The 26,464-nt window shown below is 73.9% G+C and carries 22 protein-coding genes; 11 read left to right on the top strand and 11 right to left on the bottom strand.

The window, feature by feature from the left end:
- Nucleotide 1: 1 nt before the first annotated feature.
- Both ASD16_RS22045 and ASD16_RS11935 read left to right on the top strand, forming a co-directional pair.
- Entirely contained in the window at nt 2-175 is a 174-nt protein-coding gene (locus ASD16_RS22045) for a DUF6760 family protein (protein ID WP_186814811.1), read from the top strand.
- Nucleotides 168-632: a phage tail protein gene (locus ASD16_RS11935; protein WP_055917232.1), complete on the top strand. Its 465-nt coding sequence runs from the start codon at nt 168-170 to the stop codon at nt 630-632. The genes ASD16_RS22045 and ASD16_RS11935 overlap by 8 nt, the downstream gene beginning before the upstream one ends.
- Nucleotides 633-963: 331 nt before the next feature.
- On the opposite strand, the gene ASD16_RS11930 is transcribed toward ASD16_RS11935, so the two are convergent.
- The 3 genes from ASD16_RS11930 to ASD16_RS11920 are packed head-to-tail and all read right to left on the bottom strand — an operon-like array spanning nt 964 to nt 4,302.
- Nucleotides 964-2,904, bottom strand: coding sequence for a hypothetical protein (locus ASD16_RS11930; protein ID WP_055917229.1), 1,941 nt, complete (start codon nt 2,902-2,904; stop codon nt 964-966).
- A 57-nt stretch (nt 2,905-2,961) separates the two neighbouring features.
- On the bottom strand, nt 2,962-3,879 hold the full coding sequence (locus ASD16_RS11925; RefSeq protein WP_055917225.1) for a hypothetical protein: 918 nt from the start codon (nt 3,877-3,879) through the stop codon (nt 2,962-2,964).
- A 42-nt stretch (nt 3,880-3,921) separates the two neighbouring features.
- Entirely contained in the window at nt 3,922-4,302 is a 381-nt protein-coding gene (locus ASD16_RS11920; RefSeq protein WP_162250305.1) for a hypothetical protein, read from the bottom strand.
- A gap of 94 nt (nt 4,303-4,396) precedes the next feature.
- On the opposite strand from ASD16_RS11920, the gene ASD16_RS21750 reads away from it, so the two are divergent.
- The 7 genes from ASD16_RS21750 to ASD16_RS11885 are packed head-to-tail and all read left to right on the top strand — an operon-like array spanning nt 4,397 to nt 10,498.
- Nucleotides 4,397-4,609: a hypothetical protein gene (locus ASD16_RS21750; protein WP_157453907.1), complete on the top strand. Its 213-nt coding sequence runs from the start codon at nt 4,397-4,399 to the stop codon at nt 4,607-4,609.
- A complete protein-coding gene (locus ASD16_RS11910; RefSeq protein WP_055917216.1) occupies nt 4,609-5,310 on the top strand; it encodes a LysM peptidoglycan-binding domain-containing protein in 702 nt (233 codons plus the stop codon). The genes ASD16_RS21750 and ASD16_RS11910 overlap by 1 nt, the downstream gene beginning before the upstream one ends.
- Nucleotides 5,307-7,067: a phage baseplate assembly protein V gene (locus ASD16_RS11905; protein ID WP_055917213.1), complete on the top strand. Its 1,761-nt coding sequence runs from the start codon at nt 5,307-5,309 to the stop codon at nt 7,065-7,067. Before ASD16_RS11910 ends, ASD16_RS11905 begins: the two co-directional genes overlap by 4 nt.
- A complete protein-coding gene (locus ASD16_RS11900) occupies nt 7,064-7,486 on the top strand; it encodes a GPW/gp25 family protein (protein WP_055917210.1) in 423 nt (140 codons plus the stop codon). Before ASD16_RS11905 ends, ASD16_RS11900 begins: the two co-directional genes overlap by 4 nt.
- Nucleotides 7,486-9,432: a putative baseplate assembly protein gene (locus tag ASD16_RS11895; RefSeq protein WP_055917207.1), complete on the top strand. Its 1,947-nt coding sequence runs from the start codon at nt 7,486-7,488 to the stop codon at nt 9,430-9,432. The genes ASD16_RS11900 and ASD16_RS11895 overlap by 1 nt, the downstream gene beginning before the upstream one ends.
- Entirely contained in the window at nt 9,429-9,977 is a 549-nt protein-coding gene (locus ASD16_RS11890; RefSeq protein ID WP_055917203.1) for a phage tail protein, read from the top strand. Before ASD16_RS11895 ends, ASD16_RS11890 begins: the two co-directional genes overlap by 4 nt.
- The gene (locus ASD16_RS11885; protein ID WP_055917200.1) at nt 9,974-10,498 is read left to right on the top strand and encodes a hypothetical protein; all 525 of its coding nucleotides are present in this window, start codon (nt 9,974-9,976) and stop codon (nt 10,496-10,498) included. The genes ASD16_RS11890 and ASD16_RS11885 overlap by 4 nt, the downstream gene beginning before the upstream one ends.
- 46 nt (nt 10,499-10,544) lie before the next feature.
- Here ASD16_RS11885 and ASD16_RS11880 read toward each other — a convergent pair whose 3' ends face one another.
- From ASD16_RS11880 to ASD16_RS11845, 8 genes are all read right to left on the bottom strand, one after another.
- Nucleotides 10,545-11,765, bottom strand: coding sequence for a cellulose binding domain-containing protein (locus ASD16_RS11880; RefSeq protein WP_055917197.1), 1,221 nt, complete (start codon nt 11,763-11,765; stop codon nt 10,545-10,547).
- Nucleotides 11,766-11,925: 160 nt separating this feature from the next.
- Nucleotides 11,926-12,852 (bottom strand): PaaX family transcriptional regulator C-terminal domain-containing protein, encoded by a 927-nt coding sequence (locus ASD16_RS11875; protein WP_235523257.1) that lies wholly within the window; start codon nt 12,850-12,852, stop codon nt 11,926-11,928.
- Between the two features lie 21 nt (nt 12,853-12,873).
- Entirely contained in the window at nt 12,874-18,861 is a 5,988-nt protein-coding gene (locus ASD16_RS11870) for a carboxypeptidase regulatory-like domain-containing protein (protein WP_055917194.1), read from the bottom strand.
- A 13-nt stretch (nt 18,862-18,874) separates the two neighbouring features.
- The gene (locus ASD16_RS11865) at nt 18,875-21,397 is read right to left on the bottom strand and encodes a carboxypeptidase-like regulatory domain-containing protein (protein WP_055917190.1); all 2,523 of its coding nucleotides are present in this window, start codon (nt 21,395-21,397) and stop codon (nt 18,875-18,877) included.
- Between the two features lies 1 nt (nt 21,398).
- Nucleotides 21,399-23,609: a carboxypeptidase regulatory-like domain-containing protein gene (locus ASD16_RS11860; protein WP_055917188.1), complete on the bottom strand. Its 2,211-nt coding sequence runs from the start codon at nt 23,607-23,609 to the stop codon at nt 21,399-21,401.
- Nucleotides 23,606-24,178 (bottom strand): DUF4255 domain-containing protein, encoded by a 573-nt coding sequence (locus tag ASD16_RS11855; protein ID WP_055917185.1) that lies wholly within the window; start codon nt 24,176-24,178, stop codon nt 23,606-23,608. The genes ASD16_RS11860 and ASD16_RS11855 overlap by 4 nt, the downstream gene beginning before the upstream one ends.
- 116 nt (nt 24,179-24,294) lie before the next feature.
- A complete protein-coding gene (locus ASD16_RS11850) occupies nt 24,295-24,687 on the bottom strand; it encodes a DUF4280 domain-containing protein (protein WP_055917182.1) in 393 nt (130 codons plus the stop codon).
- Nucleotides 24,688-24,691: 4 nt separating this feature from the next.
- The gene (locus ASD16_RS11845) at nt 24,692-25,165 is read right to left on the bottom strand and encodes a septum formation family protein (protein WP_055917179.1); all 474 of its coding nucleotides are present in this window, start codon (nt 25,163-25,165) and stop codon (nt 24,692-24,694) included.
- Nucleotides 25,166-25,266: 101 nt separating this feature from the next.
- On the opposite strand from ASD16_RS11845, the gene ASD16_RS11840 reads away from it, so the two are divergent.
- On the top strand, nt 25,267-25,722 hold the full coding sequence (locus tag ASD16_RS11840; protein WP_055917176.1) for an OsmC family protein: 456 nt from the start codon (nt 25,267-25,269) through the stop codon (nt 25,720-25,722).
- The gene (locus ASD16_RS11835) at nt 25,722-26,462 is read left to right on the top strand and encodes a hypothetical protein (RefSeq protein WP_055917173.1); all 741 of its coding nucleotides are present in this window, start codon (nt 25,722-25,724) and stop codon (nt 26,460-26,462) included. Before ASD16_RS11840 ends, ASD16_RS11835 begins: the two co-directional genes overlap by 1 nt.
- Nucleotides 26,463-26,464: the final 2 nt, after the last annotated feature.

Raw genomic sequence — 26,464 nt, 5'->3', positions numbered from 1 at the left:
CATGCTGCGCTACCCCACCGAGGCGCTCTGGCAGGAGATCGCGTTCCTCGCGTACCACCTGCACTGGCCCATGGACGAGCTGCTCGACCTGGAGCACCTCGACCGCGTCCGCATGGTGCGTGCCGTGTCGGCCATGAACGCCCGAGCGTGGGAGGCGGTGAGGGAGAGTGCCTGAGGAGCCCTTGGGTGGCGACGCCCCCGTCGCCGCCAACTTCGTCTTCGAGGTGGACGGCGTCGAGATCGGCGCGTTCAAGGAGATCACCGGCCTGCAGATGACCGTGTCCACCCACGAGTACGTCGAGGGCGGCCAGAACCAGTACGTGCAGCAGTTCCCCGGTGTCATCCGGTGGCCGCACCTGGTGTTCAAGCGCGGGCTGGTGAACTCCGACGCCCTGTTCACCTGGGTGGGCAAGTCGTCCGGTGAGGGGTTCGCCGGCAACCAGAACAAGCTCACGCGGTCCACCGGCGCCGTGACCGTCCTCGGCAACAACGGCGAGCGCCTGCGCTCCTGGGAGTTCGAGGGCGTGTTCGCCGTCGCGTGGAGCGGGCCGACCCTCAGCGCCGACATCGCCGACTCGCTCACCGAGACCCTCGAGGTCGCGCACAACGGCTTCCGGGCGAAGACGCTGTGACCGCGTCTCCCGTCGACGACCCGCGCACCCGGCTGGGCCGGGCCATCGGGGTGCGGCTGCGTCGGCCCGGACCGGTGCTCGGGCACGCGCGACCGTCGCCCATCGGGTCGCTCGCGTCGTCGTCCGTGCGGTTCTCCGCCGGGTGGGGGCGGTCCGTGGCCGTCCGCCGGTCGCTGGTCGGGCCCGCGGCTTCCGTCTCGGTCGGCTCGGGCCCGGCCGACGTGCAGCCGCCGCGGTGGTGGTCCGACGTGTCCGTCGTGCGGTCGGCTGCGGTCGCACCTTCGCCGCGGGGCCTGCCGCGGATGCTCGCGCGCGTCCCCGACCAGGCCAGCTACCGCCCGGGTGGCAGCACCACGCGCCTCGCGCCGACGACGATCCCCGTCCGCGTCTCCGAGGACGTGCGCGCCGCCGGGACGATGACCATGAAGTCCGACGCCCGCGTCATGCGGTCCCCCGCCACGCGCGCCGGACCACCCGCACGACCGGGGAACGACGGGGGGCCCGGACGAGCGTCGTCCGCCGTGACAGGTGACCGGGCTCCCTCCGCTGCGACGCTCCCGCCCGGATCCAGCGCCCGGCCCGCACCGTCCGGCCGACTGCTGCGCCGCCGCGCCCTGGCCACCGCGACCGTCGACTCCCGGCGCGGTTCCACGTCGGCGCGGGCGGCGGGCGGGGGTGCCGCGGCACGCGCACGTCCCTCGTCAGCGTCCGGCGGGTCCCCGACGGTCGCTCCCGACGCGGTCCGACGGTCGACCTCCGGAGCGGCGGTGCCGTCAGGTGCCTCGCCGCGACCGACGACGACCGTCTCGCCGGTCACCGCCTCCGTCACGGCGAGCCCACGGACGCCACGAACCGGGACCCCCGCCACCGTCGGACCCGCGCCGAGCTCCGCATCGATCGGCATGACCTCGGCACCGTCGAGCGCCCCCGCGGAGGTGCGACGGTCGTCCCTGGACGCAGGCGCGCCCGCACCCGGCGCCGACCCTTCCGCAACGGGTGCGGGTGCACCTGGCGCCGACCGTTCCGCGACGGCACCGGCGGACACGTCCACCGCCTCGAGCCCTTCCGACGCATCCACCGAGAACGTCTCCGCCGCGACCGGGCACACAACGACCGATCCGTCCGCGTCCGCCGGTGCGTCGGCCCCGCTGGACGCCGCGACCGACGCCGAACTCGGCACTTCGCACCGAACTCGGTGGTTGCAGCTACCGAGCTCGACTCGAAGTGCCGAGCTCGGCGCGGGGGCGGGTGGTTCCGGCGCGTCCGGTGGTGCAGCGGACGTCCGCAGGGGGTTCGGCGCGCCTCTGGGGCCGGTCGTCGGATCGTCGATCGGGCCGTCGCTGCCCTCTCCCGCGCACCGCCCGCTGGCCAGCGCGGTACGCCGCACGCTGGCGCGACGGATGTTCCAGTCGCACGGCACGCTGGCCGACCCGACCGCGCCGGTCCGCCGCTCGGTCGCTCCGACCACCGCGGCGGTGGCCGCCGTCGCCGCAGACTCGGCAGCGTCCGCCGCCGCATCCGCCGCCGCCGGGTCTTCCGCACGGACCGTCGGACCGACCGGCTCGGGGCGGACTGCCGGCGGCTCGTCGGCGCAGGTCGGCGCGGCCGGTCGCGCGGGGTCAGCAGCGCCGGCGCACGGCACCGCATCGCGCGCGGCCGCGTCCGGCGTCCCGACGGTGGGCACCTCGTCGTCCACCGGCGCACCGACGCCGTCGACACGAGCGGCGGCGGCACCCGGGACCGCCGGCACCGTGGGCACATCACCGGCCGCGACGGCGTCGATCTCGGGCGGTGCCGCACCTGCCTCGTCAGCGCCGGGCACGGCGTCGGCGGCGGGTGCGTCACGCCTCGTGCCGGCGTCCGGGGCGGCCGTGTCGGGCGCTGCGTCCGCGTCCGGGGCGTCGGTATCGGGGGGCGGACCACCCGTCACGTCGGCGACGGGCGCGGGTGCCACGGGAGCATCGGCGACGGGCGCCTCGGCATCGGGCGGCGCGTCACGCTCTGCGACGGTGTCGGGCAGATCCGCGGCGGGCGGCGCCTCGGCAGGGGCGGGGCCGGCCGCCGACGGGACCGCGTCGGCCGCACCGGCGTCGGGGATCGGCGGAGCGGACGACAGGTCGGGCACCGTCGGTTCGCTGTCAGCGACGGGCGGCGCTGGAGCGGCCGCCAGCTCGTCGGTGGGGCCGAGCTCCAGGTCAGGGACGTCCTCCGTGCGCAGATCGGCGGGCGGCTCGGCGGCGGACGCGGGTGCCGTGTCGAGCCAGGACCCCACGAGCGCACCGACGGCGGACGGGCGGCTGCCCGGGACCGGGCACCGCCGTGCGAGTCATCACCGCACCCGTCCGTCGGGGTTCGGGCTCGGCATCGAAGGGGTCGACGTGCGCCGGTCGGTCGGCGCCGGAGCGGCTCCCGTGCGTGACCACCGAGGCTTCTCCGCACCGCCCATGGGGGCCGCTGCCGCGTACGCGTCGGCGAGCGCGGCGACCGGCGCGTGGAACCCGGCGAACTCGTCGACTGCCGGCACGCGGAGCCCCGCGAACCCGTCGGGCGCGCTCTCGCGGAGCCCCGCGAACCCGTCGGGTGCTGGCACGCCGAGTCCGGCGAACCCGTCGGGTGCAGGGTCGCGGAGCCCGGCGAACCCGTCGGGTGCTGGCACGCGGAGCCCCGCGAACGCGTTGGGTGCGGGGTCGCGGAGCCCGGCGAACCCGTCGGGTGCTGGCACGCGGAGCCCTGCGAACCCATCGGGTGCGGGGTCGCGGAGCCCGGCGAACCCGTCGACGGCCGGTGGGTGGGGCCGGGCCGACGCGAGCGGTGCCGCGGGGAGCGAGCAGCAGAGGCTCATCGCCGGGCCGGGACACGCTCTGCGCCTCATGGCGCCGACCGTCGTCGCTGCTGCAGGCGGTGCGTCGGCCGCGGGACCGTCGATCCTCTCGGCGGCGTCGCCGGTCCGCCGCCGGGTGGGGTCGCCGTCCGCGGGAACGACGAGGACGTCCGCGATGACGACGGGTACTGCAGCGAGGGCGACCAGCCCAGCCGCCGGGACCGCGGACGCAGCCGCGACGACCGGCGCGGCAACGGCTGGCCCCGGTGGCGCCTCGACGGCTCTCGCCGGCGCGAGCGCGACGCCCTCGACCGTCGCCACGACATCCCCCACGTCGAACCACGCGGCCGGCGTCCCGGGCCCGCACGGCTTCGCCTCGTTGGCACGCGCAGGGGTAGGGGCGACGGGCGGGGCGACGGCGCCCACGACCGCCCATCCCGGCGCACCGACGCTCGGCCGAGCCGCCGCTTACGCGCTGAGCAGCGCCGACGCTCCGGCGATGAGCCGGGCAGGCGCGGGCACCCCGGGCGCCCCGCCCGCGAGCAGGGCAAGCGTCGGCACCGTGGGCCTCCCGCCGGGGGCGGCTGTCCGGCGGTCGATCTCGGGACACGCAGGGCACACCCCGTGGAGCCCGGGCGGCTCGCGGACCTCGCTCGCGGGGCGGAGCGCCGGGCAGCCTCCGGTGCCGGCGAGCGGGTCGAGCCCGCCGCAGCTGCCGTCGTCGTGGAACGTGCTGCCGCCGCGCACGGTGGTGCGCCGCACGCCTGCCCATGACAGCCCGCCGGTGCCGTCGTCGGCGGTCGCGACGGCACTGGCCACGCGGACCTCGGGCGGCCCGTCAAGCACCACGGCCCTGACCGGTACGGCCATGACGTTCGGCGCTCCCGCCGGCTCGCCGCACGTGGTGCGGCGCTTCCACCCACCCGGTGAGGGGAATCCGGACATGAGCATCGACGACGCGTGGCGTGCCGCCTTCGCCGACTTCGACAACTCCGGCGTCGACAAGAGCATCGACGGCCTGTTCACGCCCACAGGGTCGGGGTTGGGCTCGTACGACGACCCGGAGTTCCGCGAGGCGGTCCTGCGGATCGTCGAGGAACGGCTCGAGGAAGAGACCGAGCGTCGGGCGTGGCGTCGTGGGTCGGAGGTGTTCTGATGGCACCCCCGTCGAGCCCTCCGTCGAGCCCTCCGGCAAGCACTCCGGCAAGCAGCCAGAAGGCGTTCCTGGAGACCGAGGACGGCACCAAGGTCCCGTGCCTGTTCAACCCGGCGCAGCTGAAGATCACGCGCAGCAACACGTGGGCGGGGTCGGCGCAGCCGGGGCGCGGCGTCACGCGGCTGCGGTACACGGGCGCCAACGCGGGCGTGCTGCGGGTGGACCTGTTCTTCGACACCACCGACAGGGGCACGGACGTCAGCGCGCACACGGGCAAGATCGTCGACCTGATGGAGGTGGACCCCGCCCTTCCGGGCACGGACGAGACCAAGCACAGCGCCCGCCCGCCGTACGTGACGTTCCACTGGGGCGACCTGCACTCGTTCAAGGCGGTCATCGCGCACCTCGACCTGACGTTCACGTACTTCTCCAGCACGGGCATGCCGCTGCGCGCGACGATGGGGCTGGTGCTGCGGCAGTACGAGGAGTCGCAGGCGTTCGGCAAGCAGAACCCGACGTCCGGAACCCCGCGGCCCCACCGGGTGCACCGGGTGCAGGCGGGCGAGACCCTCGACCGGATCTCCGCGCAGTACTACGGCGACTCGACGAAGTGGCGGCTGCTGGCGTCCGCCAACGCGATCGCCGACCCGCTGGCGCTGCGGCCCGGGTCGATCCTGACGATCCCGAAGCTCGAGTCATGACGAGCCCCCTGGTCGCCTACGAGGCGGTGAACCTGAAGATCACGGCCGAGGGCGTCGAGCTGCCCGAGGACTACCAGATCCTCCAGGTGCGGGTGCAGCTGGGGCTGCGCACGGTCGGGCGGTGCACGCTGACGTTCGTCGACGAGAACTACGCCGTCGTGGGGTCGGGCAAGCTGAACATCGGGAAGGCCGTGTCGGTGGCCGCCGGCTACGACAACCTGCTCGGCACGGTCTTCGACGGCACGGTCACCTCGGTGGCCAGCGAGGTCGACGGGTACCGCGGCGCGACGCTGACCGTGGTCGTCCAGGACCGCGGGTACAACCTGCTGCGGGACACGAACATCGAGTCGTTCACCAACATCTCCTACAAGGACATCGTGTCGCGCCTGGTCCAGGAGGCGGGGCTCTCGCTCGGCACGATCGACCTGCCGACGGCGCCGGTGAAGTATGCGCTGCGCAACGACACGGCCCTGGGACTGATCGACGAGATCGCCCAGCGCACCGGCCGTGACTGGTGCATCGCGGGGCACACGTTCTCGATGTGGTCGGCGGTCACCGGGAGCGCACCGGGCGCCCAGCCGGTCTCGATCATGGTGGGCAGGGACGTCATCGCGTTCTCGGCCCGGCAGGTGGGCGACGGCGACACCAAGGTCACGGTGCGCGGCTGGGACCCGGTGGCGCAGTCGCCGGTGGTCGGCACGTCGACGACTCCCACCTCCCGGGCGGGCTTCGACGTGAGCTCGCGGGGCGCCCCGACGTACACCCGGGTCGACGCGCGCGCGGCGACGCGCTCCCAGAGCGACGCGACGACGGCCGCGGTGGCGGTCGCCGCCCGGACGGGGCGCGTCATTGCCACCGGGAAGGTGCAGTACACGGCGCTGATGGTCCCCGGCGGGCGCGTGACCGTCGGCGGTGCCGGTCCGTCGAACGGCAACTACTACGTCCGGGAGGTCACGAACACCTGGATGGGGGGCAACGCGGAGACCCGGTTCGTGGCCGGCGACCGCGATCCTGTGCAGCTGTCGGACCCGTGGGAGACCGTCGCGCCGGTGTCGAGCTTCCGGCGCACCGGGCTCGCCGTCGGGATCGTCGACAACGTCCGGGACCCCGACGGGATGGGGCGCGTCAGCGTCTCGCTGGCCACGGCGTCGGACGTGGCCACCACCACGTGGGCGCGCGTGCTGGGGCTCGGCGCGGGGGCGGGGCGCGGCCAGGTGGTGCTGCCGGAGGTCGGCGACGAGGTGCTCATCGGCTTCGAGGACGACGACGTGACGCGGCCCGTGGTGCTGGGCGGGCTGTACGGGAGCAAGTCGACGACGCCGACGGCGGCCGTGGACCAGAACGGCTCCGTCGTCACACGCGCGCTGACCAGCCGGCTCGGGCACGTCCTGGAGATGAGCGACGGCACCGCCCCCGCGACGCAGCACGTGCTGCTCGCCGCGGCGGGCCTCAAGCACAGCCTGCGGATCGGCAAGGACCGGGCGGACCTCAAGGTGCCGGACGGCATCCCGCTGAAGATCACCGCCGGCTCGTCGTTCATCGAGTTCGACGGCAGGGGCGGCATCACGATCGACGCCATGACCGTGACCATCAAGGCGAAGACCAAGATCGAGACGTCCGCCGCGGAGATCGACACCAAGGCCACCGGCGCGCTCAAGCTGCAGGGCACGCAGGCCTCCCTCAAGGGCACCGGCATGGCGGCCGTCGAGGCGGGCGGCATCCTCGAGGTCAAGGGAGCGATGGTGAAGATCAATTGAGCGAGCTCTCCACGACGCCGACGTCGGACTTCGTCGGCCGCGGGTTCACCTGGCCGCTGGGCGTCGACCACACCGGCGCCATCGCGCTGACCCGCGCGGGCGGGGACCTCGAGGACTCCATCCGGGTCGTCCTGCTGACCGCCCCCGGCGAGCGGCTCATGCGCCCGCAGTTCGGGTGCCGCATCTGGGACCTCATGTTCGAGCCCGTCAACGCCAACCTGCTGGGCCTCATCAGCCAGGCGGTCCGGGACGCGCTCGCGCAGTGGGAGCCGCGGATCGAGGTGGAGGACGTCACCCCGGAGCAGGACGCGGAGTCCTCTGGGACCGTCCAGATCCGCATCGCCTACCGCGTCCGCGCCACCAACGACCGCCGCAACCTGGTCTACCCCTTCTACGTGATCCCCCGCGAGGACGCCTGATGCCGCTCGACCCGCCGAACCTCGACGACCGCACCTTCCAGGACATCGTCGACGAGACGAAGCGCCTGATCCCGCGCTTCACCCCCGAGTGGACCAACCACAACGTATCCGACCCGGGCGTCGCCCTGATCGAGCTGTTCGCGTGGGTCAGCGAGATGGTGCTCTACCGCGTCAACCAGGTGCCGGACCGCATGTACGTGCACTTCCTCAACCTGGTGGGCATCGAGCCGTTCCCGCCGAGCGTCGCGCGCGCGAACCTCACCTTCTGGCTGTCCTCCCCGGCCGACCGGGTGGTCCGCATCCCGGAGGGCACCGAGGTCTCGACGGCCCTCGACGACGCCGACGCGACCGTGTTCTCCACGGCGGGCGAGGCCGTCGTCAGCCCGCCGACCCTGACCACCGCGCACACGTCGAACGCGGCGCACCTCGCGTCGACGGACGTCTGGGACGACCTGACGCTGCCGGGCCAGTCGGCGGTCTGCTTCCCGTCCTCCCCGCTGGCCGAAGGTGACGCCCTGTACCTGGGCACCAAGGAGTCGCTCGCCGGGTTCGCGATCCGGCTGGACCTGGCCGCCGACGCGCAGGGCATCGGCGTCGACCCCCGCAACCCGCCCCTGGCGTGGGAGGCCTGGAACGGCACGGCGTGGGTGCGGACCATCGTCGAGTCCGACGGCACCGGCGGCCTGAACAAGGCCGGGTCCGTGGTGCTGCTGGTCCCGCAGAAGCACGAGCCGCTGGTGCTCGGCGGCACGCTCGCGCACTGGCTGCGCGTCCGCCTGCTGCGACCGCAGCCGGGCCAGCCCACGTACCAGGCGTCGCCGCGCATCGCGTCGATCGCGCTGCAGGCGATCGGCATCACCGTCCCCGCGGAGCACGCCAGCGCGCAGCCGGCCGAGCTGCTCGGTCGCTCCACGGGCGTCACCGGGCAGTCGTTCCTCGTCGCGACGACCCCTGTCGCTGCCCGTCGCGACGACGAGCACGTCGTGGTCGTCGACCGCCGCGGAACGCACACGTGGCAGGAGGTCCCGGACTTCTCCGCGTCGGGACCGGACGACCGGCACGTCGTGTGGGACTCCAACACGGGCGAGGTGCAGTTCGGGCCCGCGATCCGGCACCCCGACGGCGTGGTCCGCCAGCACGGCGCGATCCCGCAGGACGGCGCCGAGATCCGCGTCACCGGCTACCGCTCGGGCGGCGGCGCGCACGGCAACCTCGGCACCCGCACGCTCACCGCGCTGCGCACCGCCCTGCCGTTCGTCGCGTCGGTGACCAACCTCGAGCCCGCGACGGGCGGTGTCGACGCCGAGACACCGCAGGAGGCCAAGGCCCGCGGACCGCTCACGCTGCGCACCGGGCAGCGGGCCGTCACTGCGTCGGACTTCGAGGCGATCGCACGCCAGGCGTCCGTCGAGGTGGCCCGCGCGCGGTGCCTGCCCGCTGCCGAGACCGGCTCGTCGGTGGTCCGGGTGCTCGTCGTGCCGCAGCTGCGCACGGACCCGCGCCTGCACAAGATCGACGACTTCGCGCTGTCCGCCGAGCTGCACGCGGCGGTCGGGGCGGCTCTGGACGTGCGGCGGATGGTCGGCGTGCCGATCGAGCTGGGCACCCCGTACTACCAGGGCGTCAGCGTCGCGGCACTGGTCCGCACGCTGCCCGGCCGACCGGCCGCGATGGTCCGGCAGCGGATCGTCGACGCCCTGACCCGCTTCGTGCACCCCCTCACCGGCGGGGCCGACCGCACCGGCTGGCCGTTCGACACGACGCTGACCGCGACCGCCGTGACGCAGGTGATCGAGGCCGTGGAGGGCGTCCTGTCCGTCGACGAGCTCCAGCTGTTCGAGTACGACCTGCGCACCGGGCGTCGCATCGGCGGCGGTCGCGAGTCGATCGTGCTGGAGCCGCACACCCTGTTCCTGTCCGCCGAGCACCGCGTGGTGGTGCGATGAGCCGCGACCAGGACTGGCTGCTGCGCCAGCTCCCGCTGGGGATGCTGTCCGAGGACTTCTTCGTGCGCTTCGTGTCGATCTTCCAGGAGCAGGCCGGCACGCTCGTCGCGCACGCCGACAACCTCGCGCACCTGGCGGACCTTCGCCTGACGCCGCCGGAGATGATCCGGTGGATGGCGCAGTGGCTCGGCCTGCCGGGGATCGACCCCGAGTACGGCGAGGCCGTCCAGCGGCGCATCCTGTCGACCGCTGCGGCGACCCTGCAGCTGCGCGGCACCACCGCCGGCCTGACCCGGCTGCTCGAGCTGTACTCGGGCGGTCCGGTGATCGTCAGCGAGGGCGGCGGCGTCTTCGAGCAGGGCGCGGCCCCCGTCGGGCCGGCCTGGGTGGTCATGGAGGTCCCCTCGACCGGGCTCCTCGAGGAGGCGGACTTCCTGTCGCTGGTGCTCGACGAGGTGCCCGCGCACGTGCACGCGGAGATCTGGGTGGCGCAGCGACGCATCTGGCCGACGCCCGAACGACTGGCCGAGAGGGAGGCGTCATGACAGACGTCGTCGACGAGCCGGGTTCGCTGGACCCGACTGCGCCGCTGGAGCCGGTGGGCTTGGTGGAGCCGACGGGCACGATCGTCATCCCCTGCCCCGAGTGCGGCACCCCGTCGGCAATCCACACCGACCAACGCCTGGCCACCGACTTCTGCCCGACGTGCGACTACCCGCTGTTCTGGGCCCGCCCGTCGGTCGCGCCGGCCGGGGTCGAGGGCCGCGCCGAGGACGCCCTGCGCCGCGCACCTGGTGCGTCCGGGACCGCGACCCCTGCCACGCTGGCGTGCCCGGTGTGCAACGAGCTGAACCTGCCGAACGCCGCGGTGTGCGTCCGGTGCGGGGCGGACATGAACCCGCCCCCGCCGCCACCGCCTCCCCCGCCGCCCGCTCCGCAGCCGGTGATCATCGTGCAGCCCCCACCCCCGCCGGAGCCGTGCGGGCACCCGCGCACGTGGGTCGTGGTGCTGGTGACGGCGTGGATCGTCGTCCCGCTGACGCTGCTGGTCGTCTGGCTCTTCTGACGCGCCGGCGGTGCGGCGGACCTCGTGGGTCCGCCGCACCGACAGATCAGGCGGCCTCGCAGGTCACGGTGGCGCCTGCCCCGGTGCCCGTGCCCTGGAACCCGAACGACGTGCTCTGCCCGGCCGCGAGCCGACCGTTCCACGCCGCGTTGGCGACGCTGAGCGATCCCCCGCTGCCCGTCATGACCCCGTTCCACGCCTGGCCGGCCGTGGCGCCGCTGGGCAGCGTCAACCGCACCGTCCACCCGGTCACCGCGGAGCGCGCGGTCACCGCGACGTTCGCGACGAAGCCGCCGGGCCACTGGTCGGACACCGTGTAGGTCGCGCTGCACCCCGAGGTGCCCTGCGTGGGGGTCGGCGTCGGAGTGGGCGTCACTGTGGGCGTCGGAGTCGGTGTGGGGGTCGGTGTCGGCGTGGGGGTGGGGTCGGGGCCCAGCGTGAGGTTCTTCTGCTGGGCCGTCCACCCGTTGCCGCACAGCGCGCAGTTCTGCCCGACGAACGCGCGTCCCGCCGTCGTGTCGCCCTTGAGCTGCCACCGGAACCACAGCTGCGCCGCCCGGCCGAACTCGCCGCCGTTGGTCTGCCCGTACGTCCCGCCGTGCCCGACGTTCAGGTTGCCCATGAACGCGGGCAGCCCGGAGGGGAGCTTGCCCCAGTCGTCGATGGCGTTCGGGTACGCGATGTCGCTGGGCCCGCCGATGATGTAGACGATCGGGTGGTCGAGCCTGCGCAGCTGGTAGTCGTCGGCATCGTTGAGCAGGCCGCTGCTGAAGATCCCGGTCGTGGTGACCCGGGGGTCGCCCGAGACCGCGTAGGCCTCGATCCCGCCGCACGAGAAGCCGGCCACGCCGATCTTGCTCGTGTCGAGGCGGTTGTACAGCGCGCTCTGCGAGCGGGAGTTCTCCGCGACGGCCCAGTCGATCGACTGGGTGAGCCAGGACGAGCTCGAGCTGCCGCCTCCACCCGGGTTGCCGTTCGAGATCACGAGGAAGCCGTGGGAGGCGATCTCCTTCAGGAAGTTCACCGCGGAGGTGCCGTCCGCCGAGCAGGCCCCGTTGCTCCAGACGACGATCGGCATGCGCTGGGACGGCAGGGTCGACGGGCGGTAGATGGTGTGGTTCGGCAGGCTGCCGGCCGTCGAGTAGTCAGCCGGGTACGGACCCGAGCCTCCCGGTGCCGCGACGGCAGGCAGGAGCGCGGACGAGCCGAGCACGGCGGCGGCGGCCAGGGTCGCGGTCAGAGCGGCACGGGTGAGCAGTCGTCTCATGGGAATCCTCCGAGGTCGCGCGATGCTTGTCCGGTGCGCCGACGGAGGCCACGGACGCCGGCGTTGGACCCGCCGGGGCACACACCGGTCGAGCGTCTGTGCAGCCACCGTTGCGGCAGTCAGGAAATATGTCTAGACGTTCCGCGGCGTCCGCCCGGTGCTAAACGATTCCGCCCCGGGGTGGCTCGGCGGGGTCGTCGGCCGCGACGAAGTGCGTCACCCACGACGCGGCGTCGGGCCAGGTCGGCTCCATCACCTCGACGAGTCGCTCCTGCGCGAGCGGCCCGAGCGCCGAGTGGATCTCGAGGAACAGCTCACGCGCCGCCTGCCGGGGCCATGGGTCGGGCAGCAGGTGCGCCGGCAGGTCGGGATCCGTGAGCGCGAACGACCGCCAGGCGTCCATGAGCGTGGTGCGCGCGATGAGCGCCTGTGCGGCACCGACCCGCCCCGCGCGTGTCGCCGCCCGCAGCGCCACGTGCTCGTCGACGAAGCGTCGGTACGCGAGAGCCAGGCCGGTCAGGTCGTAGGCGGCCGCCGGGTCGGTCTCGTCGTCGAACCGCACATGCAGCACGGACCAGCGCGCACCCGGGACGCCGCCCAAGATCTCGCCCATCGCGCTGCGCACCGGCCCGGCGTCGCCGTCCGGGCTGATCCACGTGCTGTCGTACAGCCGGACGAACCCGAGCTCGCCCAGCCGCTTGCGCACCGCGTGCCGCTGCGCCTGACGGGACTCCGGGAGCGAGTACGCGACCCCGAGCCAGGTCCCGTCCCACGGCCGCGGGGCCGCCCCGAACGCGAGGAAGCGGTGCATCGTCGACCGGTGCCGCGCGATCGTCGGCGGGGTGAGGCTGTACACCGGCGGCCGGCCCCGCGCCGCGACGATGCCCCGCCGGGTGAGCCGCGACAGCGCGGCCCGCGCGCTCGCCGGGCTGATGCCGAACTCGCCGAGCACGGCGACCACGGTCGTCGAGGGCAGCTCGGCCTCGGTGGAGTCGAGGTACTCCCCGAGCACCGTCGAGAGCAGGTGCTGCGGGCTCGGCCCCGACTGCACGCGAGGCGCGTCCACCTCGACCGCCTGGACATCCACGCGGTCAACCTAGCTCGTGAGTCACGGACTCGAGATCGACACGTTCGCGCTCTGCGACGCCACGAAGGTCGTCGCACCGGTGTACCTCGCCCGGACGTTCTCCGTGACCCCCGCCGCCGGTGCGTAGGTGCAGGTGGCGACACCGGCCGTCAGCGCGACGGCGCTGCACGTGGCGATGGCCGTCGCGGGCCCGGCCGCCGGGACGACCTCGAACACGACGGTGCCGGTCGCGGCCGACGGGGTGACCGTCGCGGTGAGGACCCCCGCGGCGGCCGCGAGCGCGGTGGTCGTCGGCGTCTGCACCGTCACGGTCACCTCCGGGCTGGTGGACGCCCCCCACGACCCGGCGCCGGAGTACGCGACGCGCAGCGTGACGACGCCCGTGCCCCAGCCGGCGTCGGCGGTCGCGGTGACCGTCTGGTTGCCTCCCGTGGCGACCACCTCGTCGCCCACGTCGGTCCACACGCCGGCCGGCGTGCGTCGCTGCAGCTGGAGGGTGCCGGGTTCCACCGTGCCGCCCCCGGATGCCGGCTGGACGCGAGTGGCTACCGAGACGGTCCCGCCGGTCGCGACCGTCGCGGCACCGACCGTCGCGGACGTCGTCGTCGGGCGTCCGGTGACGTCCATGGTCACCGAGCGGAACGTGGTGCCCGCGGGGATGGTGCCGCCGGTCACCGTGACCACCCAGCCGCCCGCGACGGTCGCGGTGACGGTGGCCGCGGCGTCGGGCAGGAACAGGACGGAGTCACCGCCGCCGACGGCCACCGTCACGGGGGTCGCCGTGGCGCCCTGCGTCACGGTCGCCAGCACGGTCGAGGGCGCACCGGTCGCGGCCGACGTGGCACGCAGCGCGAGCTGCGTCTCGCGCACGGTCACCGCGGCGGGCACCACCCCGGTCCCGGTGGCGGGCACGGCGAGCGGTGCCGTGTGCGTGCCGAGGTGCCCGGACGGGCCCGAGACCGTGACGGTCCAGTCGTCGCCCGCCGGCACCTGGTTGAACGTCGTCGTGTACGTGCTGGCGCCCGCGCCCGTGCGGACGACCGGCTGCGCGGCCGGACCCGTCAGGGTGGCGCTCGTCAGGCTGACCAGGGCACCCGTGAGGTCCGTGCCGTTCGCCGACGTGACGGTCACCTGGACCTGTCGGGTGACGTCCTGGAGCAGCAGGTCGACGACGATGCCCTGCCCGGGTTGCACGGCGACGGTCCTGCTGGCGCCGAGCCCGTCGACCGTCGTGGAGACCGTGTACGTCCCCGCCACGACGACCGGGAACGTGTACTGGCCGTTGGTGTCGGACGTGACGCTCCGGGGGTCGCCGGTCGCGGGGGTGAGGGTCACGACGGCGCCCGACACCGCGTCGAGCCGGCCGTTGGCTCGCTGGTGCTGGACGACGCCCTGGATCGACCCCGAGGGGGTCGTCATCGGCACGTTGATGGACGGGGTCTGGCCGGGCGGGATCGTCACGGGTAGCGAGAGCGGCGAGAAGGACCCGCCCGAGATGTTGAGGTTGTACGAGAGCGGCGGCACGTTCGAGAACACGTAGAGGTCCGGGGGGCACGGGGCGGCGTCGCCGGGGCGGCACGTCGGCGTGATCGTGCGCGGACCGGTGGAGTCGAGATAGCTGAGCTGCATCGTCAGGCCGGGCACCACCGTGCTGCCGTCGTAGGCGCGCACCTGCAGGCCACCGGCCCTGGCCGGCAGGAGGATGTCCGGCACGTGGACGTCCAGGTCCTCGAGCGGTGCCGCGAGCGCGTTCGGCACCGTCACCTCGGTCGCGGCGATCGTCTCGTGCCCCGGAGCCGTCGCGTCGACCTGCCAGCCGCCCGCCACCAGGCCGTCCGACACCGCGGTGCCGGTGACGCGGTACTCCCCCGTGGACCCGGTCCTACCGACGAAGGGTGTGCCTCCGACGCCCTGCCGCACCGACACCTGCGCGCCGACGAGCTCCTGCTCCAGGCCCGGCGTCAGCACCGACCTGACGACTCCCTCGACCAGCCCGAGACGGCGCACGGTGACGAGCTTGGCGTCGTCCCGGTCGTCCCCGGCGTCGAGCCTCACCTGCGTGGTGACGCGTTCGTGGCCGGGGGCCCGGACCTCGACCGTGTACCGGCCGGTGGGGAGGTCGCCGAAGTCGACGTAGGTGTCGCCCGGGTTCGCCTCCCTCTGCTCGGTCACCCCGGTCGGCAGGGTGAGCGTCGCGATCGCGCCCTGGACCGGGAGTGCGGGGTTCTGGGTGGTCCCGACGGACACCCGCAGGAACCCGAACTTGCTCAGCGTGAAGACGGCCTGCGGTTGCATCACGCTGCCCGGTTTGACGGTGAACGGCAGCGGCGCGGGGTCGTAGCCGGGCAGGGTCGCCGTGACCGTGTACCTCCCCGGCCGGATCAGCCGGCTGCCGTCGGGCCCGGTGCTGTCCTGGGGCTGGGTCGTGTCCGACCAGACGACCCTGGCCGTCGAGCCGTCCGCGACGGCGGACAGCGAGAGTTCTCCCACGCCGGGCGGCGCCGCCTGGACCGAGAAGCGCACCTTGCCCACCGCCTCCTTCAGCTCGTCAGCGTCGAGCGGCGGCACGAACGTGAGGATCCCGTCGAAGGGCACGCCCGAGGGCGTCATCGTGATGGTGGCCAGGTCGGACATCGGGAGGTCGGTGGCGGAGTACGGCTGGTAGAAGGGCGCGGTGACCTGCACGTCGACGCGGGACTGGATCGCGGGCAGAAGCATGGTGCTCGCCGGGTGGGTGGTCTCCTCCGGGCAGTCGTCCGCGCTGGTGCACACGGTGAACCTGCCGGGGTCCGGGTCCGGAGCGGACGGCGTGTCGACCGAGCCGGACTGACGGACCGGGTTCAGGCCGGCGAACCCCGTCGTGGCGGTGACCGTGACCTTGGCCCCGCCCACCGGGTCCTGCAGGCCGGCGCCCGGCTGCGTCACCACCCTGCCGGTGACCTTCTCGACGGCCACCGTGAGGACGACGTAGACGACGATCTCCTGGTTCAGCCCGACGGTGACCGGCGCCGCGGAACCCGAGCCCGAGCCGACCTTCGTGGCGCTCACCAGGTACGTGTCCTTGGGGAGCCCGACGACCTGCGTGGACCCGGTGTCGTCCGTGGGAGGGGCGGGGAAGGGGGCGGCCCCGACCGGCGCGACGGGGACGGCGACCACCGTCGCGTCCTTGCTCGGGACGAGAGAGCTGCCGTCGGAGCGCATCACGGTCACGTTCAGCCGGCCGAGCCGGTCGAGGACCGCGTCGAACCGGCGTGACGACCCGGGCACCAGCGACACCTTCCCGGGCGCGGGCGGCAGGTACTGCGTGTTCAGGGGACCGGGCCGGACGAAGACCGTGTACGGCCCCGCGCGCAGGCGGTTGATCTCGTACGACCCGTTCACCCCGAGGGTGGTGCAGGCCCCGCCGGTGATCGTGCAGCTCGGCCCCTCGCCGGTGCACGGGGCGGTCGGCTCGACGACCCCCGGCGTCGTCGGCACGGCGATGACGCAGGTGCCGTCGGACATGCTTCCCACCCGCGCCTGGACGGTCCCGACGATGGACGGGGACTGCTCCAGCGCGACCGGCGTGGCCTCGACGGTCTGCCCCATGGGCACGGTGACGTTGACGTGGCCGTCCTCGTACCCCGGCGCGGAGATCGTGAGCCGGTACAGCCCGGGCAGGAGGCCCGTCGGGGAGTCGGGGAAGTAGTAGTCCTTGTCGGGAACCGTGATCGCTGTGCCGTGCTGGGTGGTGCCCGAGGAGTCGGTGTAGTCGCCCGTCACGGTGATCGTGCACTCCTCGTCCTCGTCGGGCGCGTTCGGGCACGTGATCTGCCCGCCGGTGCTCGCGTCGCGCACGCTGCCACGGATGCGGGAGGTGGCGACGAGCCCGTCGCCGGGGATGGGCGCCAGGACCAGGTCCGCCCGGGATGTGCTCCCGCTGGTCACGGTGACCTGCGCGGACCCGGGCTCGTGCCCGAAGATCGTGGCGGTGAGCACGTACTGCCCCGGGTCGATACCGGACAGCCGGAACGTGCCGGACCCGTCGGACGACGCCATCGTCTTGTAGGTGCCGGTCGGTCCGTCGAGCGTCAGACCCGCCCCCGCCAGGCCTCCTCCGCCGGTCTCGGTGACCGTGCCCTCGACCACCCCGCCGACGGACGTCATGACGATGTCGAGCGGGTCGACACCCTCGGGCCCGAGGTCGACCTGCCGCGTCTGTGTCGCGTAGCCGGGTCCGGAGACCGTCACGGTGTACGACGCGGGCACCGGCAGGTCGGGCAGCACGACGGTGCCGGCGCGCTCGCCCGTCACCGTGGTCGCGGTGCGCGTGACCTCCCCCGCCGACGCGGTCACCGTCAGCCCGCCGAGCCCCCCGAACCCGCCGAGGGAGTCCGTGCCGCGCACGGTCCCGGACAGCGTCGCGACCCCGCTGCGCAGCGCCAGGTTCACCGTCCGCGTGCCGTCGGCCTCCAGCCGCACGAGCACGGACTGGGCGCCCAGGCGCTCGGTCCCCGCGGTGACCAGGTAGGTGCTCGGTGTGGACAGCCCGTCGACCTCCCAGCGCCCGACCTGCCCGCTGCTGGCGGTCCTCGTGGTCACCGTGGTCGTGCCGTCGGAGAGCGTGATCTCGACGCCGCCGGCCGGTCCGTCGGGACCGGTGATCGTCCCGGACATCCGGCCGTTGCCGGGGACCATCTCGAGCGTGAGCGGGGCGGCGGCCGCCTCCGCACCCGTGACCAGGTAGCGCTGGGTCTGGTACCCGGGCTTCGACAGCACGATGAGGTAGCGGCCCGTCGCGGACAGGTCGGCGAACGCCCACGTGCCCTTCTCGTCCGTCGTCGTGCTGCGCCGCTGCGAGGCCTGGTCCGTCAGCTCGACCGGGAGCGCGGTGCCCAGGATCTTGCCTGCGCCGGTCGACGGTGACGGGGCGGCGGCGGCCAGCGCGGCGACGCGGCCGGGTGTGGTGAGCGCTGCGAGCGCGACCAGCCGTCGTTCGGCGCCTGCGGCCGTCGCCGGCGGCGTCTCGGTCCCCTCGGGCGCGAACGCCGACGCGGGCGCCACCTGCACCTGCACCCCCGCGGGCTCCGACCCGGTGATCTGCCCCGCGACGCGGACGCCCGGGACCAGTGGCGCAGGGCCGGTTGGCGGCGCCTCCTCCTCGGTGCCGCCGTCGGAGCCGCCGTCGGAACCCCCGTCGGAACCCCCGCCGTCCGTCGACTCGTCCGACGGCTTCTTCGCCTGCTCCTGCGACCGGTCCGCGACCACCTGCGACACCAGCGGCAGCGCCGCCAGCACGGCCCCGATCCACAGGAGCGACACCATCGTGATCGCGACGGCCTTGAGCACGGTCGACGTGAGCAGGGGGCGCAGCGCGACGGAGCCGTCGAACCGCTGCGGCGCCCGCGCACCCGTGGCGACCACGTGGAACGGCGACCGCCGGGTGCTGCCGACCATGCGCGGCCGCAGTGCCCGGACCTGCCCGGGGATGCGGATGGTCTGGTGCGGGTCGAGGTCGACGTCGTCGGCGTTCAGGGCGACGGCGAGGTCGGCGTCCCCGTGCGCGTCGAGCCGCACCCGGACCGGCTGCTCCCCGGTGTTGGCCAGCACCACCTGGATCGCGCGCCTGCGGACCGTCCGGGAGTCTGCGGGCTCGACGCTGAGCACCAGGTCGCTGACGCCGTCGACCCGCAGCACCACCTCGGCCAGCGTCGTCGCGGGTGCGGCTCCGGGGGTCCGGGCCTCCACCGCGACGACGAACGGGTAGTCGCCCGGCGCCGCACCGACGGGGGGCAGGAGCGGGAGCTCGACCGTGACGGTGGCGTCCGCGGGCACCCCGGGGACCGCGACCGGCGCGGGCAGCCACGCACCCTCGAGGCCGATCGCGGAGAAGGCGAGGTCCTGGGCCCCCGTCGTGATGTTGCGCGCGTGCACCCGCAGGACCGCGGACTGGCCCGGGGACGCGTGCGCGCCGGGCTCGGCCAGGACGCTCGGGGCGCCCTTGGTGGTGCGCTGCGGTGCGACGGCCACGTCGATCCTCGGCTCAGTTCTCGGAGGGGATGGTGAGGTTGACCGTGAGCTGCTGGCTCGCGCTGACGGTCTGCGGGGTGGAGGTGACCAGCACGGTGCCCGAGGGTGTGGTGCGGACCTCGACGATGTAGTGCTCGGGGGCGCTGACGTCCTGGAACGCGTAGGTCCCGTCGGCGGCGGTCGTGGTGGTGGCGACCGGCCCCGCCGCCGTCCCGTACTGCGCCGCGAGGTAGAGCAGGACGGCCCGCCCGTCCTGCACCTGGCTGCCCTGCGTCACCGTGCCGGTGATCGAGGCGGGGGCGACGAGGACCGGGCTGAGGTCGCGGTTCTGCGACGCCGCCAGCACGACGATCGTCGAGGTCGGGCGGGTCCCGGCCCGGGAGAACGTCACGGTGTAGGTGCCGGGCGGCAGCGTGTCGACGACGTACCGCCCGACCTCGGAGGCCGGTGTCGACGCTGTGGTCACCACGCGCTGCGTGGTCCCGGAGCTGACCGTCACGGTCACGTTCCCGACCGCGCTCGTGGCCCCCGTCGTGGTGCTCTGCCGGACGGTCCCGGAGATCGTGCCGTCCGCAGCCCGCAGCGTGGCGTTCACCTGGGTGGCGCTGGGTGCCCCGGACGTGACGTTCCCGAACCCGTCGATGCTCACCGAGAGCACCTGCGACTCCAGGTCGGCGCGGGAGAACGTCACCGTGTACGTGGACGGCACGCGCAGACCCGTGACCTCCCAGCTCCCCGCGGGTGCGGTGGACGTCGTGACCGTCTGCGCGGTGACCGCCCCGTCGGTCACCGTCACCACGACCCCGCTCGGGTCCCCGCCCGGCACGCTCACCTGCCCGCCGATGCTCGACTGGTCCTGGCCGAGCAGCACCGAGACGCCGGTGAGCTCCTGGGCGGGCGTCAGCGTGAGGTTGAGCGTCGCCGGGGCGAATCCCTCCGCGGTCACCACGACGGAGTACGACCCCGGGGTCGGCAGCCCGCGCAGCGTGAACGAGCCGACCGGGTCCTCGGTGAGCGTGACCGTCTCCACGACGGCCTGCCCGGCGGTCGCGACGACGGTCGCCCCACCGACCGGCCCGTCGGCCCCGCTGACCGAGCCGGCGATGGATCCGTCGCCTGTCAGCAGCGACAGCTGGATCCCGCTGCGGTCCTCCCCCGCGGCGACGTCCACGCGCTGCACCGCGCTGGCGAACCCGGCCTTGGCGACCACCAGGTCGTACACCGCGGGCGAGGGCAGGTCGGCGACCGTGAACGTGCCGTCGGCGCCGATCGGGACGGTCCGCACCACCGCGCCTGTGCTCCCCGTCGCGGTCGCCTCGCCGGCCTCCGGCTGGACCTCGCCCGCGAGCGGCGGCACGTCCAGCGGCAGCTCGACCGTCAGCTGGGCGCCCCCGACGTCCTCCCCCGTCACGGTGCCGGTCAGCGTCGCGGGCACGCCGCCGACCACCACCGTCAGGTCCCCGACGGTCTGCCCGGTGGTGAGCTCGACCGGTTGCGCGTCCGGCTGTGCGGCCGCCGACGGGTACCACGTGGGGGCGAACCCGGCGCCGGTCACCTGGATCGTGTACTCCCCGGCGGGCAGGTCCGACATCGCGAACGTCCCGTCCGTGCCCGTGGCCTGCGTCTTCACGGGCTGCGACGGATCCTCCGCCCCGAACAGCAGCACGGTCACGTCCTGTGCGGGGACGCCGGTGCTCAGCTGGATCACCGTGCCCTCGACCGTCGACGTCCCGGTCTGCGCCGCTGCCTGCCGCGCCTGCGCCACCTGGATCGCGAGGTCCCGGTCGGCGGCCGACCGCCCCACCACCGAGCTGAGCGCGATCGTGATGATGAGAGCGAACGTCGAGATGGCCAGCAGGAGCCCGAGCAGCCCGAGCATGCCCCGGGACAGCAGCGGCTTCTGCACGAAGACGCCCGACGCGGCCGGCGGCGCATCGGCGGGCAGTGCGGACGGGCCGTCGAGCCGCAGCTCGAACGGCCGCAGCAGCGGGTCGCCCACGAAGGGGCGCTTCGCGCTCGCGGCCATCGCCACGGACGTGCTCTGCCCCGGCGCGAGGCTGAACCCGTCGGGGTCGAACGTGTAGGTCGTGGCTGCCTCGGGGTCGCGTGCGACGAGCCGCGCGTGCTGGACGGTGTTGCCGTCGTTGCGCACCACGGCGGCGAACGCGGCGACCTTGCCGGCCGTGACGGTCGCGGGCTCGAGGCTCACCGTCGTGCGCGGCAGAGCGGGGACGTCGATCGTGACGTCCTCGATGGCGATGGCCGCCTGGTCCGTGACGTCGCGGACCTGCACGGACACCCGGCGCTCACCCGCCGGGATCCCCTCCGGCAGCGTCAGGACGATCGCGACGGACACCGACTCGCCGGGGAAGAGCCGCGGCGACGGGTCCTCGATCTCCACCCACGACGGGTCCGCGCCGAGCACCCGCAGCACGTACCCGGAGATGACGTCGGAGCCGTTCGTGACGACGACCCCCAACGTGGTGGGGGTCCCGGGGGTGGCGACGGCGCGCCGCGGCTCGACCGACAGGCGCACGTCAGGGGCTCCCCGCGATCGGGAGGTCCTGCGACGTGGTGGCCCCGGGTCGCACCGTGACGACGGCGGTCGCCAGCACCGCGCCACCGTTCGTCACGGACACCGTGTACGTGCCGGCGGGCAGGTCGGGCAGCAGGAACGTGCCCGCGCCGAACCCGCCGGACGCCGTGGACGTCGTGGAGCGCGTGATCGTCCCGTCCGTGGCCTGGACCGTCGCCCCCGGCACCCCCGCGCCGTTCTGCGACACCCGGCCGGTCACGTTCCCGAGCGCCGACGTGAGAGTCACGGCCACCGGGGCCGGCGGACCGGAGACCGTGAGCGTCACCGGCACGCTCGCCGAGGTGTACCCCGTCTTGCTGAACGTGAGCGTCACCGACCCGGTGGCCAGCCCGGTCAGCGTGAACGACCCCACCGACCCGGCCGTCAGGGTCGTGGTGGTGACGGTGTTCGCCGACCCTCCCGCGGTCACGGTCACGCCACCGATGCCGGCACCGTTCGCGTCGACGACGCTGCCGGTCACGGTCCCCGCGCCGCCGGACAGCACCACCCGCAGGTCGGCGCGCTGCTCGCCGGGGCCGAGGTCGACGACCACGGTCTGCGTGCTGAACCCCTGCTTGGTGAACGTCAGGACGTAGGTGCCGGGCGTCTTCAGGTTCGGTACGACGAACTGGCCGACCTGCCCGACGGTCGGTGTCCCGACGACCACCGGCTTCCCGTCCATCGTCGTGCTCACCTCGACGCCGCCGACGGGCGCCGACCCGTCGGTCACGGTCCCCGCGATCTGCCCCGGTCCCGCCCCGAGCGTGACGTCGAGCGCGAACCGCGACTGACCGCCCAGCACCCGCTCGGACAGGCTGGTCGGCTGGTAGCCCTCCGCGACGAACGCGAGCTCGTAGGTGCCCGGGGCCGGCAGCCCCGCGAACGTGTACGCGCCGGTCCCGTCCGTCGCGGTGACGTACTCGGTCGCGGGGTCGGCCCCCGTCCAGGCCGGCTTGGCGGTCACCTGCACCACCACGGTGCCGGGTGCCTCACCGGTCTCGACGTTCCCGCTGATCGACGCCGGGTCGCCCGCGACCGCGAGGTCCACCCCGGTCGCCACCTGCTGCGCGAGAGCGTCCACCTGGGTCGCTGTACCAAAGGAGGTCCCCGACTCGTACCACGTCGTCTCGTACCCCTCCGCGGCGACCTCGAGCATGTACGGACCGGGGAAGAGGCCCGCCAGCGAGTAGCTGCCGTCGGCCTGCGTCGCCGCCGACGACACCTCCACGGGAGCGTCCCGGCCCTGCCGCCACGCCGTGACGGTGACGCGCCCGACGCCCTGCTGGTCGGTCTCGCCGAGCACCAGGCCGGTGACCGTCGCACCGGTGCCCGCCGGGACGGGCCCCTCCTTCGGCATCGCGCCCGCAGGCATGCCCTCCGGCATGGTGCCCTCGGCGGTCTCGGTGTTCACGAAGAACGACGGCGGCGCCACCTTGGCGTACGGGTCCGCACCGAGCACCTCGCGCATGCCGAGGACGAACGCCAGCGCCCACGCCGCGAGGATCGACAGCAGGACGAGCGCGGTGAGGAGCCCCCGGCTGAACGTCGACTTCTGCCGGAGCACCAGCTCGACGTCGGCGGTCGTGTCGGTCGCCTGCGCGACCACGCGCAGCGGCCGGTCCCGGTCGGAGCCCAGCAGCTGACGCGGGCCGCGCACGAGCACCGTGGTGGTCGCGACCTCGCCGGCGGGCACAGCGAGCGTCGACGGCGTGAGCGACGTGCGCAGGGTCCGGTCGGTGTCGACGGCCCGCAGCGCGACGTCCAGCGGCACGTTGCCCTCGTTGCGCACCTCGACGGTGAACGCGGCCCGGCCCCGCGTCCGGACGCGCGACGGCGTGGCGGTCAGCGCGAGGCGCGGGTGCGGCGGCACCACCAGGTCGAGGTCGTGGAACGCCTCCGTCGCCCCCGGGGCGCTGCCCGCGATCACGAACGTCAGCGGGTACGTCCCCGCCGGGAACGCGTCGGGGAGGTCCAGGGTCAGCGTCAACGCGCCGGACGCCTCCGGGAAGAGCGCGAGCGCCGACGGCTCGGACCGCACGAGCGCCTCCGGCAGGCCGATCGCCCGCACCGACAACGACTCGATGACCTCGGAGGTGTTGATGACCTCGAGGGGGACCACCCCGGAGCTGCCGGGCGACACGTCCAGCCGCTCGACCGTGCTGCTGACCCTCACGGGCTGACGCCCGCCCTGATCGGGACGGCCGAACCGGACACGGAGGTGACCTCGGGCGCGGCGGCCTCCCAGTCGTACGCGTCCGCGGCGACCGTGACCAGCAACGTGAACGACGCCTTGAGCGAGCCGCCCAGCCCGGACCACACGTCGCGCGGACGGTTGTGGTCGTCGGCGGCGAGCGCCAGCTGGACGCCCGAGGACAACGACCGGGGCAGGTGGCTCCCGGGGAGCACCTGGTACGCCAGCAGCCGGGTCAGCGCGTCACCCAGCAGCAGGTGCTCGTCGCGCGACGACCCGGCCCAGGCGCTGACCAGGTAGGACAGCTGCACCATCGGCAGCGCGTGCCGCCGCTCTGTCGAGCCGTTGGTGGCTGCCCTGGTCGACGGCCCGCGCGACGGCTGGCTGCTGCGGGCCACCCCGTACAGGAAGAGGTTGATCGTGAGCCGGTTGACCTGCGCCGACCACGTGCTCGACGGCGCCTCGAAGGAGATGTCGCCCTGCTCGGTGGACAGCGGCAGTGTGGTGCGCAGGAGGCTCTCCAGACCGTCCTCGACCACCGGGATCAGCACGGCCTGCTCCCCTCGACGCCCGTCAACCGCCCGCATGACCAGGCACGACGGGACATCCGCAGGCTATGCAGGGGCCCTCCGCAGGAGCATCGGTAATCGCTACCGAAGTTGCCGCGTCAGCCTTCGAGGGTCTTCATCGCGCCCGGGTTGAGGATCTGGATGATGCCCCCGTACGCGCACTGACAGGTGGCGCCCATCGTGAGGGCGGGCTTGCCGCCGATGAGGGTCTGCGTCGCCCCGTTCATCCACGGCGCGACCGTCGCGGGGATGCACGGCATGGGGGTCAGCACGCCGACCGCGGCCGCCGTCGCCGCCGCGACCGTCGGGTTGGCCAGGCTCGTGCACATGCCGAAGGGCGGGATGTTCGCCCCGGGCACCATGTCGGTGATGGCCGCCGCCGGCTTGCCCTCCACCAGCACGCGCGCCAGCGGCAGGACGACGAGCGTCGACGGTGCGATGCCGAAGCTGCACTGCAGCATGGCCGTCGCGGTCGCAGCAGGCTTGCCCATCAGGTCACCACTTCGTCCCGTGCACGGACTGGGTCAGCTGCACGCCGTCCGTCGTCGTGACGAAGCACAGCGTCGTGCGGTCCTCGTCCTGCTCCCAGCTGCGCGGCGACGGCAGCAGGTACGTGAAGAAGAGCTCGGAGTCGCGGTAGTCGACGCCCACGTAGTCCGCGTACTCCTGCGCGCAGGCGCCGTCCGCGAACGACTTCAGGGCGGCCTCGCCGGGGAACGTCTTCGGCGTCGTGTCCGTCCCGGGGTCCGTGTACGTCGCGAGCGCGTACGCCTCCTGCTCGTGCGGTGTCTCGCACTCCACCCGGTCCAGCGTGGTGAACGTCGTCGTGATCTCCTCGGGCGCCGTGAAGCAGTCACCCACCTCGACGTCGAACACGGAGACCTGGTCGGTGTCGTCCCGGTCGAAGAGGGAACAGCCCGAGAGCACCAGGATCGCGCCCACAGCCAGCACCCCGCCCCACACCCTCATGGGTGTGCAGCCTAGGAGCGGCGCCGGAGCCGTCCATCCGTAGTCGTTGCGTAACTTGCGTCCGACAAGAGACCTGCCGCGCCCCGTGGCAGGATCGCGGGATGACGACGGAGCAGACGACAGCGCCCGACATCACCAAGAACGCCGGCGACACCGAGCTGTGGGTGGAGCGCACGGGGAAGCGCCTGTACACGGGCCGCAACTCGCGCGGCGCCGAGGTGAGCATCGGCGGGGTCGAGGTCGACGGCGCGTTCAGCCCGGGCGAGCTGCTGAAGATCGCGCTCGCCGGCTGCAGCGGCCTGTCCGCCGACTCCAAGCTCGCGCACCGGCTGGGGGACGACGTCGAGGTGGTCATCAAGGTCACGGGCATGGCCGGCGACGAGGACCGCTACCCCGCGTTCGCCGAGGAGCTGGTCGTCGACCTGAGCTCGCTCGACCCCGAGGCCCGCGAGCGCCTCATCACCGTCGTGCACCGTGCCATCGACGCGCACTGCACCGTGGGCCGCACCCTCGACGCGGGTGCGAACGTCCAGCTGACCGTCACCGGGGAGCGCTGATGGCCGGCATCGTCGAGGCGGCCCTCGCGAAGGCCGTGACCATCCCGTCCTCCACGATCCACGCGCACGTCGAGTCGTTGCGGCGCCGGAACCCGCAGGCCACGCCCGAGCAGCTGGTGCGACTCCTGGAGAAGGAGTACCTGCTCGTGGTGCAGAGCACCGGCGGTGCGGTCGGTGCGACGGCCGCGGCCCCGGCGGTCGGCACCGGTGTCGCCCTGGCGCTGACGGCGAGCGACATCGCCACGTTCTTCGGGGCGTCGGCCGCGTTCGCGCTCGCCGTGGCCAGCGTGCACGGCATCGAGGTCGAGGACGCGGACCGCCGTCGTGCGCTCCTGCTGACCACGATCCTCGGGGACGCGGGCGCCAAGATCGTCACCGACGGTGCGGAGCTGACCACCGTCAGCGTCGCCCGCTCGCTGCTGACGCGGATGCCGATGGCGACGGTCCGCAAGGTGAACACCACGATGACGCGGCGCTTCGTGCGGACGCAGGTGTCCAAGCAGACCGGCCTGGCCTTCGGGCGCATCATCCCGTTCGGCATCGGCCTGGTCATCGGTGTCGCGGGGGCGCGCGCGCTGGGCAAGAACGTGATCGAGGGCGCGCGCAAGGCGTTCGGCCCGCCGCCGCTCACGTTCCCGCGGGTCATCGAGATCGCGGGACCCGACGACGCGCCGGTGATCCTGCCCGCCGAGCCCAAGCGACTGACGGGCCGTCTCAAGCGGATCGGCTCGAAGAAGTAGGC

Origin of the sequence: Cellulomonas sp. Root485, from assembly GCF_001426705.1 — a bacterium.
In the GTDB taxonomy this organism is placed as follows: Bacteria; Actinomycetota; Actinomycetes; order Actinomycetales; family Cellulomonadaceae; genus Cellulomonas.
This window is presented reverse-complemented; position numbering and strand designations above follow the sequence as displayed.

What these genes read in the sequence shown, in the direction of transcription:
- ASD16_RS22045 (WP_186814811.1), top strand. Translation starts at nt 2, where the DNA reads ATGCTGCGCTACCCCACCGAGGCGCTCTGGCAGGAGATCGCGTTCCTC.
- ASD16_RS21750 (WP_157453907.1), top strand. Translation starts at nt 4,397, where the DNA reads ATGAGCATCGACGACGCGTGGCGTGCCGCCTTCGCCGACTTCGACAAC.
- ASD16_RS11910 (WP_055917216.1), top strand. Translation starts at nt 4,609, where the DNA reads ATGGCACCCCCGTCGAGCCCTCCGTCGAGCCCTCCGGCAAGCACTCCG.
- ASD16_RS11905 (WP_055917213.1), top strand. Translation starts at nt 5,307, where the DNA reads ATGACGAGCCCCCTGGTCGCCTACGAGGCGGTGAACCTGAAGATCACG.
- ASD16_RS11895 (WP_055917207.1), top strand. Translation starts at nt 7,486, where the DNA reads ATGCCGCTCGACCCGCCGAACCTCGACGACCGCACCTTCCAGGACATC.
- ASD16_RS11890 (WP_055917203.1), top strand. Translation starts at nt 9,429, where the DNA reads ATGAGCCGCGACCAGGACTGGCTGCTGCGCCAGCTCCCGCTGGGGATG.
- ASD16_RS11885 (WP_055917200.1), top strand. Translation starts at nt 9,974, where the DNA reads ATGACAGACGTCGTCGACGAGCCGGGTTCGCTGGACCCGACTGCGCCG.
- ASD16_RS11880 (WP_055917197.1), bottom strand. Translation starts at nt 11,765, where the DNA reads ATGAGACGACTGCTCACCCGTGCCGCTCTGACCGCGACCCTGGCCGCC.
- ASD16_RS11850 (WP_055917182.1), bottom strand. Translation starts at nt 24,687, where the DNA reads ATGGGCAAGCCTGCTGCGACCGCGACGGCCATGCTGCAGTGCAGCTTC.
- ASD16_RS11845 (WP_055917179.1), bottom strand. Translation starts at nt 25,165, where the DNA reads ATGAGGGTGTGGGGCGGGGTGCTGGCTGTGGGCGCGATCCTGGTGCTC.
- ASD16_RS11840 (WP_055917176.1), top strand. Translation starts at nt 25,267, where the DNA reads ATGACGACGGAGCAGACGACAGCGCCCGACATCACCAAGAACGCCGGC.
- ASD16_RS11835 (WP_055917173.1), top strand. Translation starts at nt 25,722, where the DNA reads ATGGCCGGCATCGTCGAGGCGGCCCTCGCGAAGGCCGTGACCATCCCG.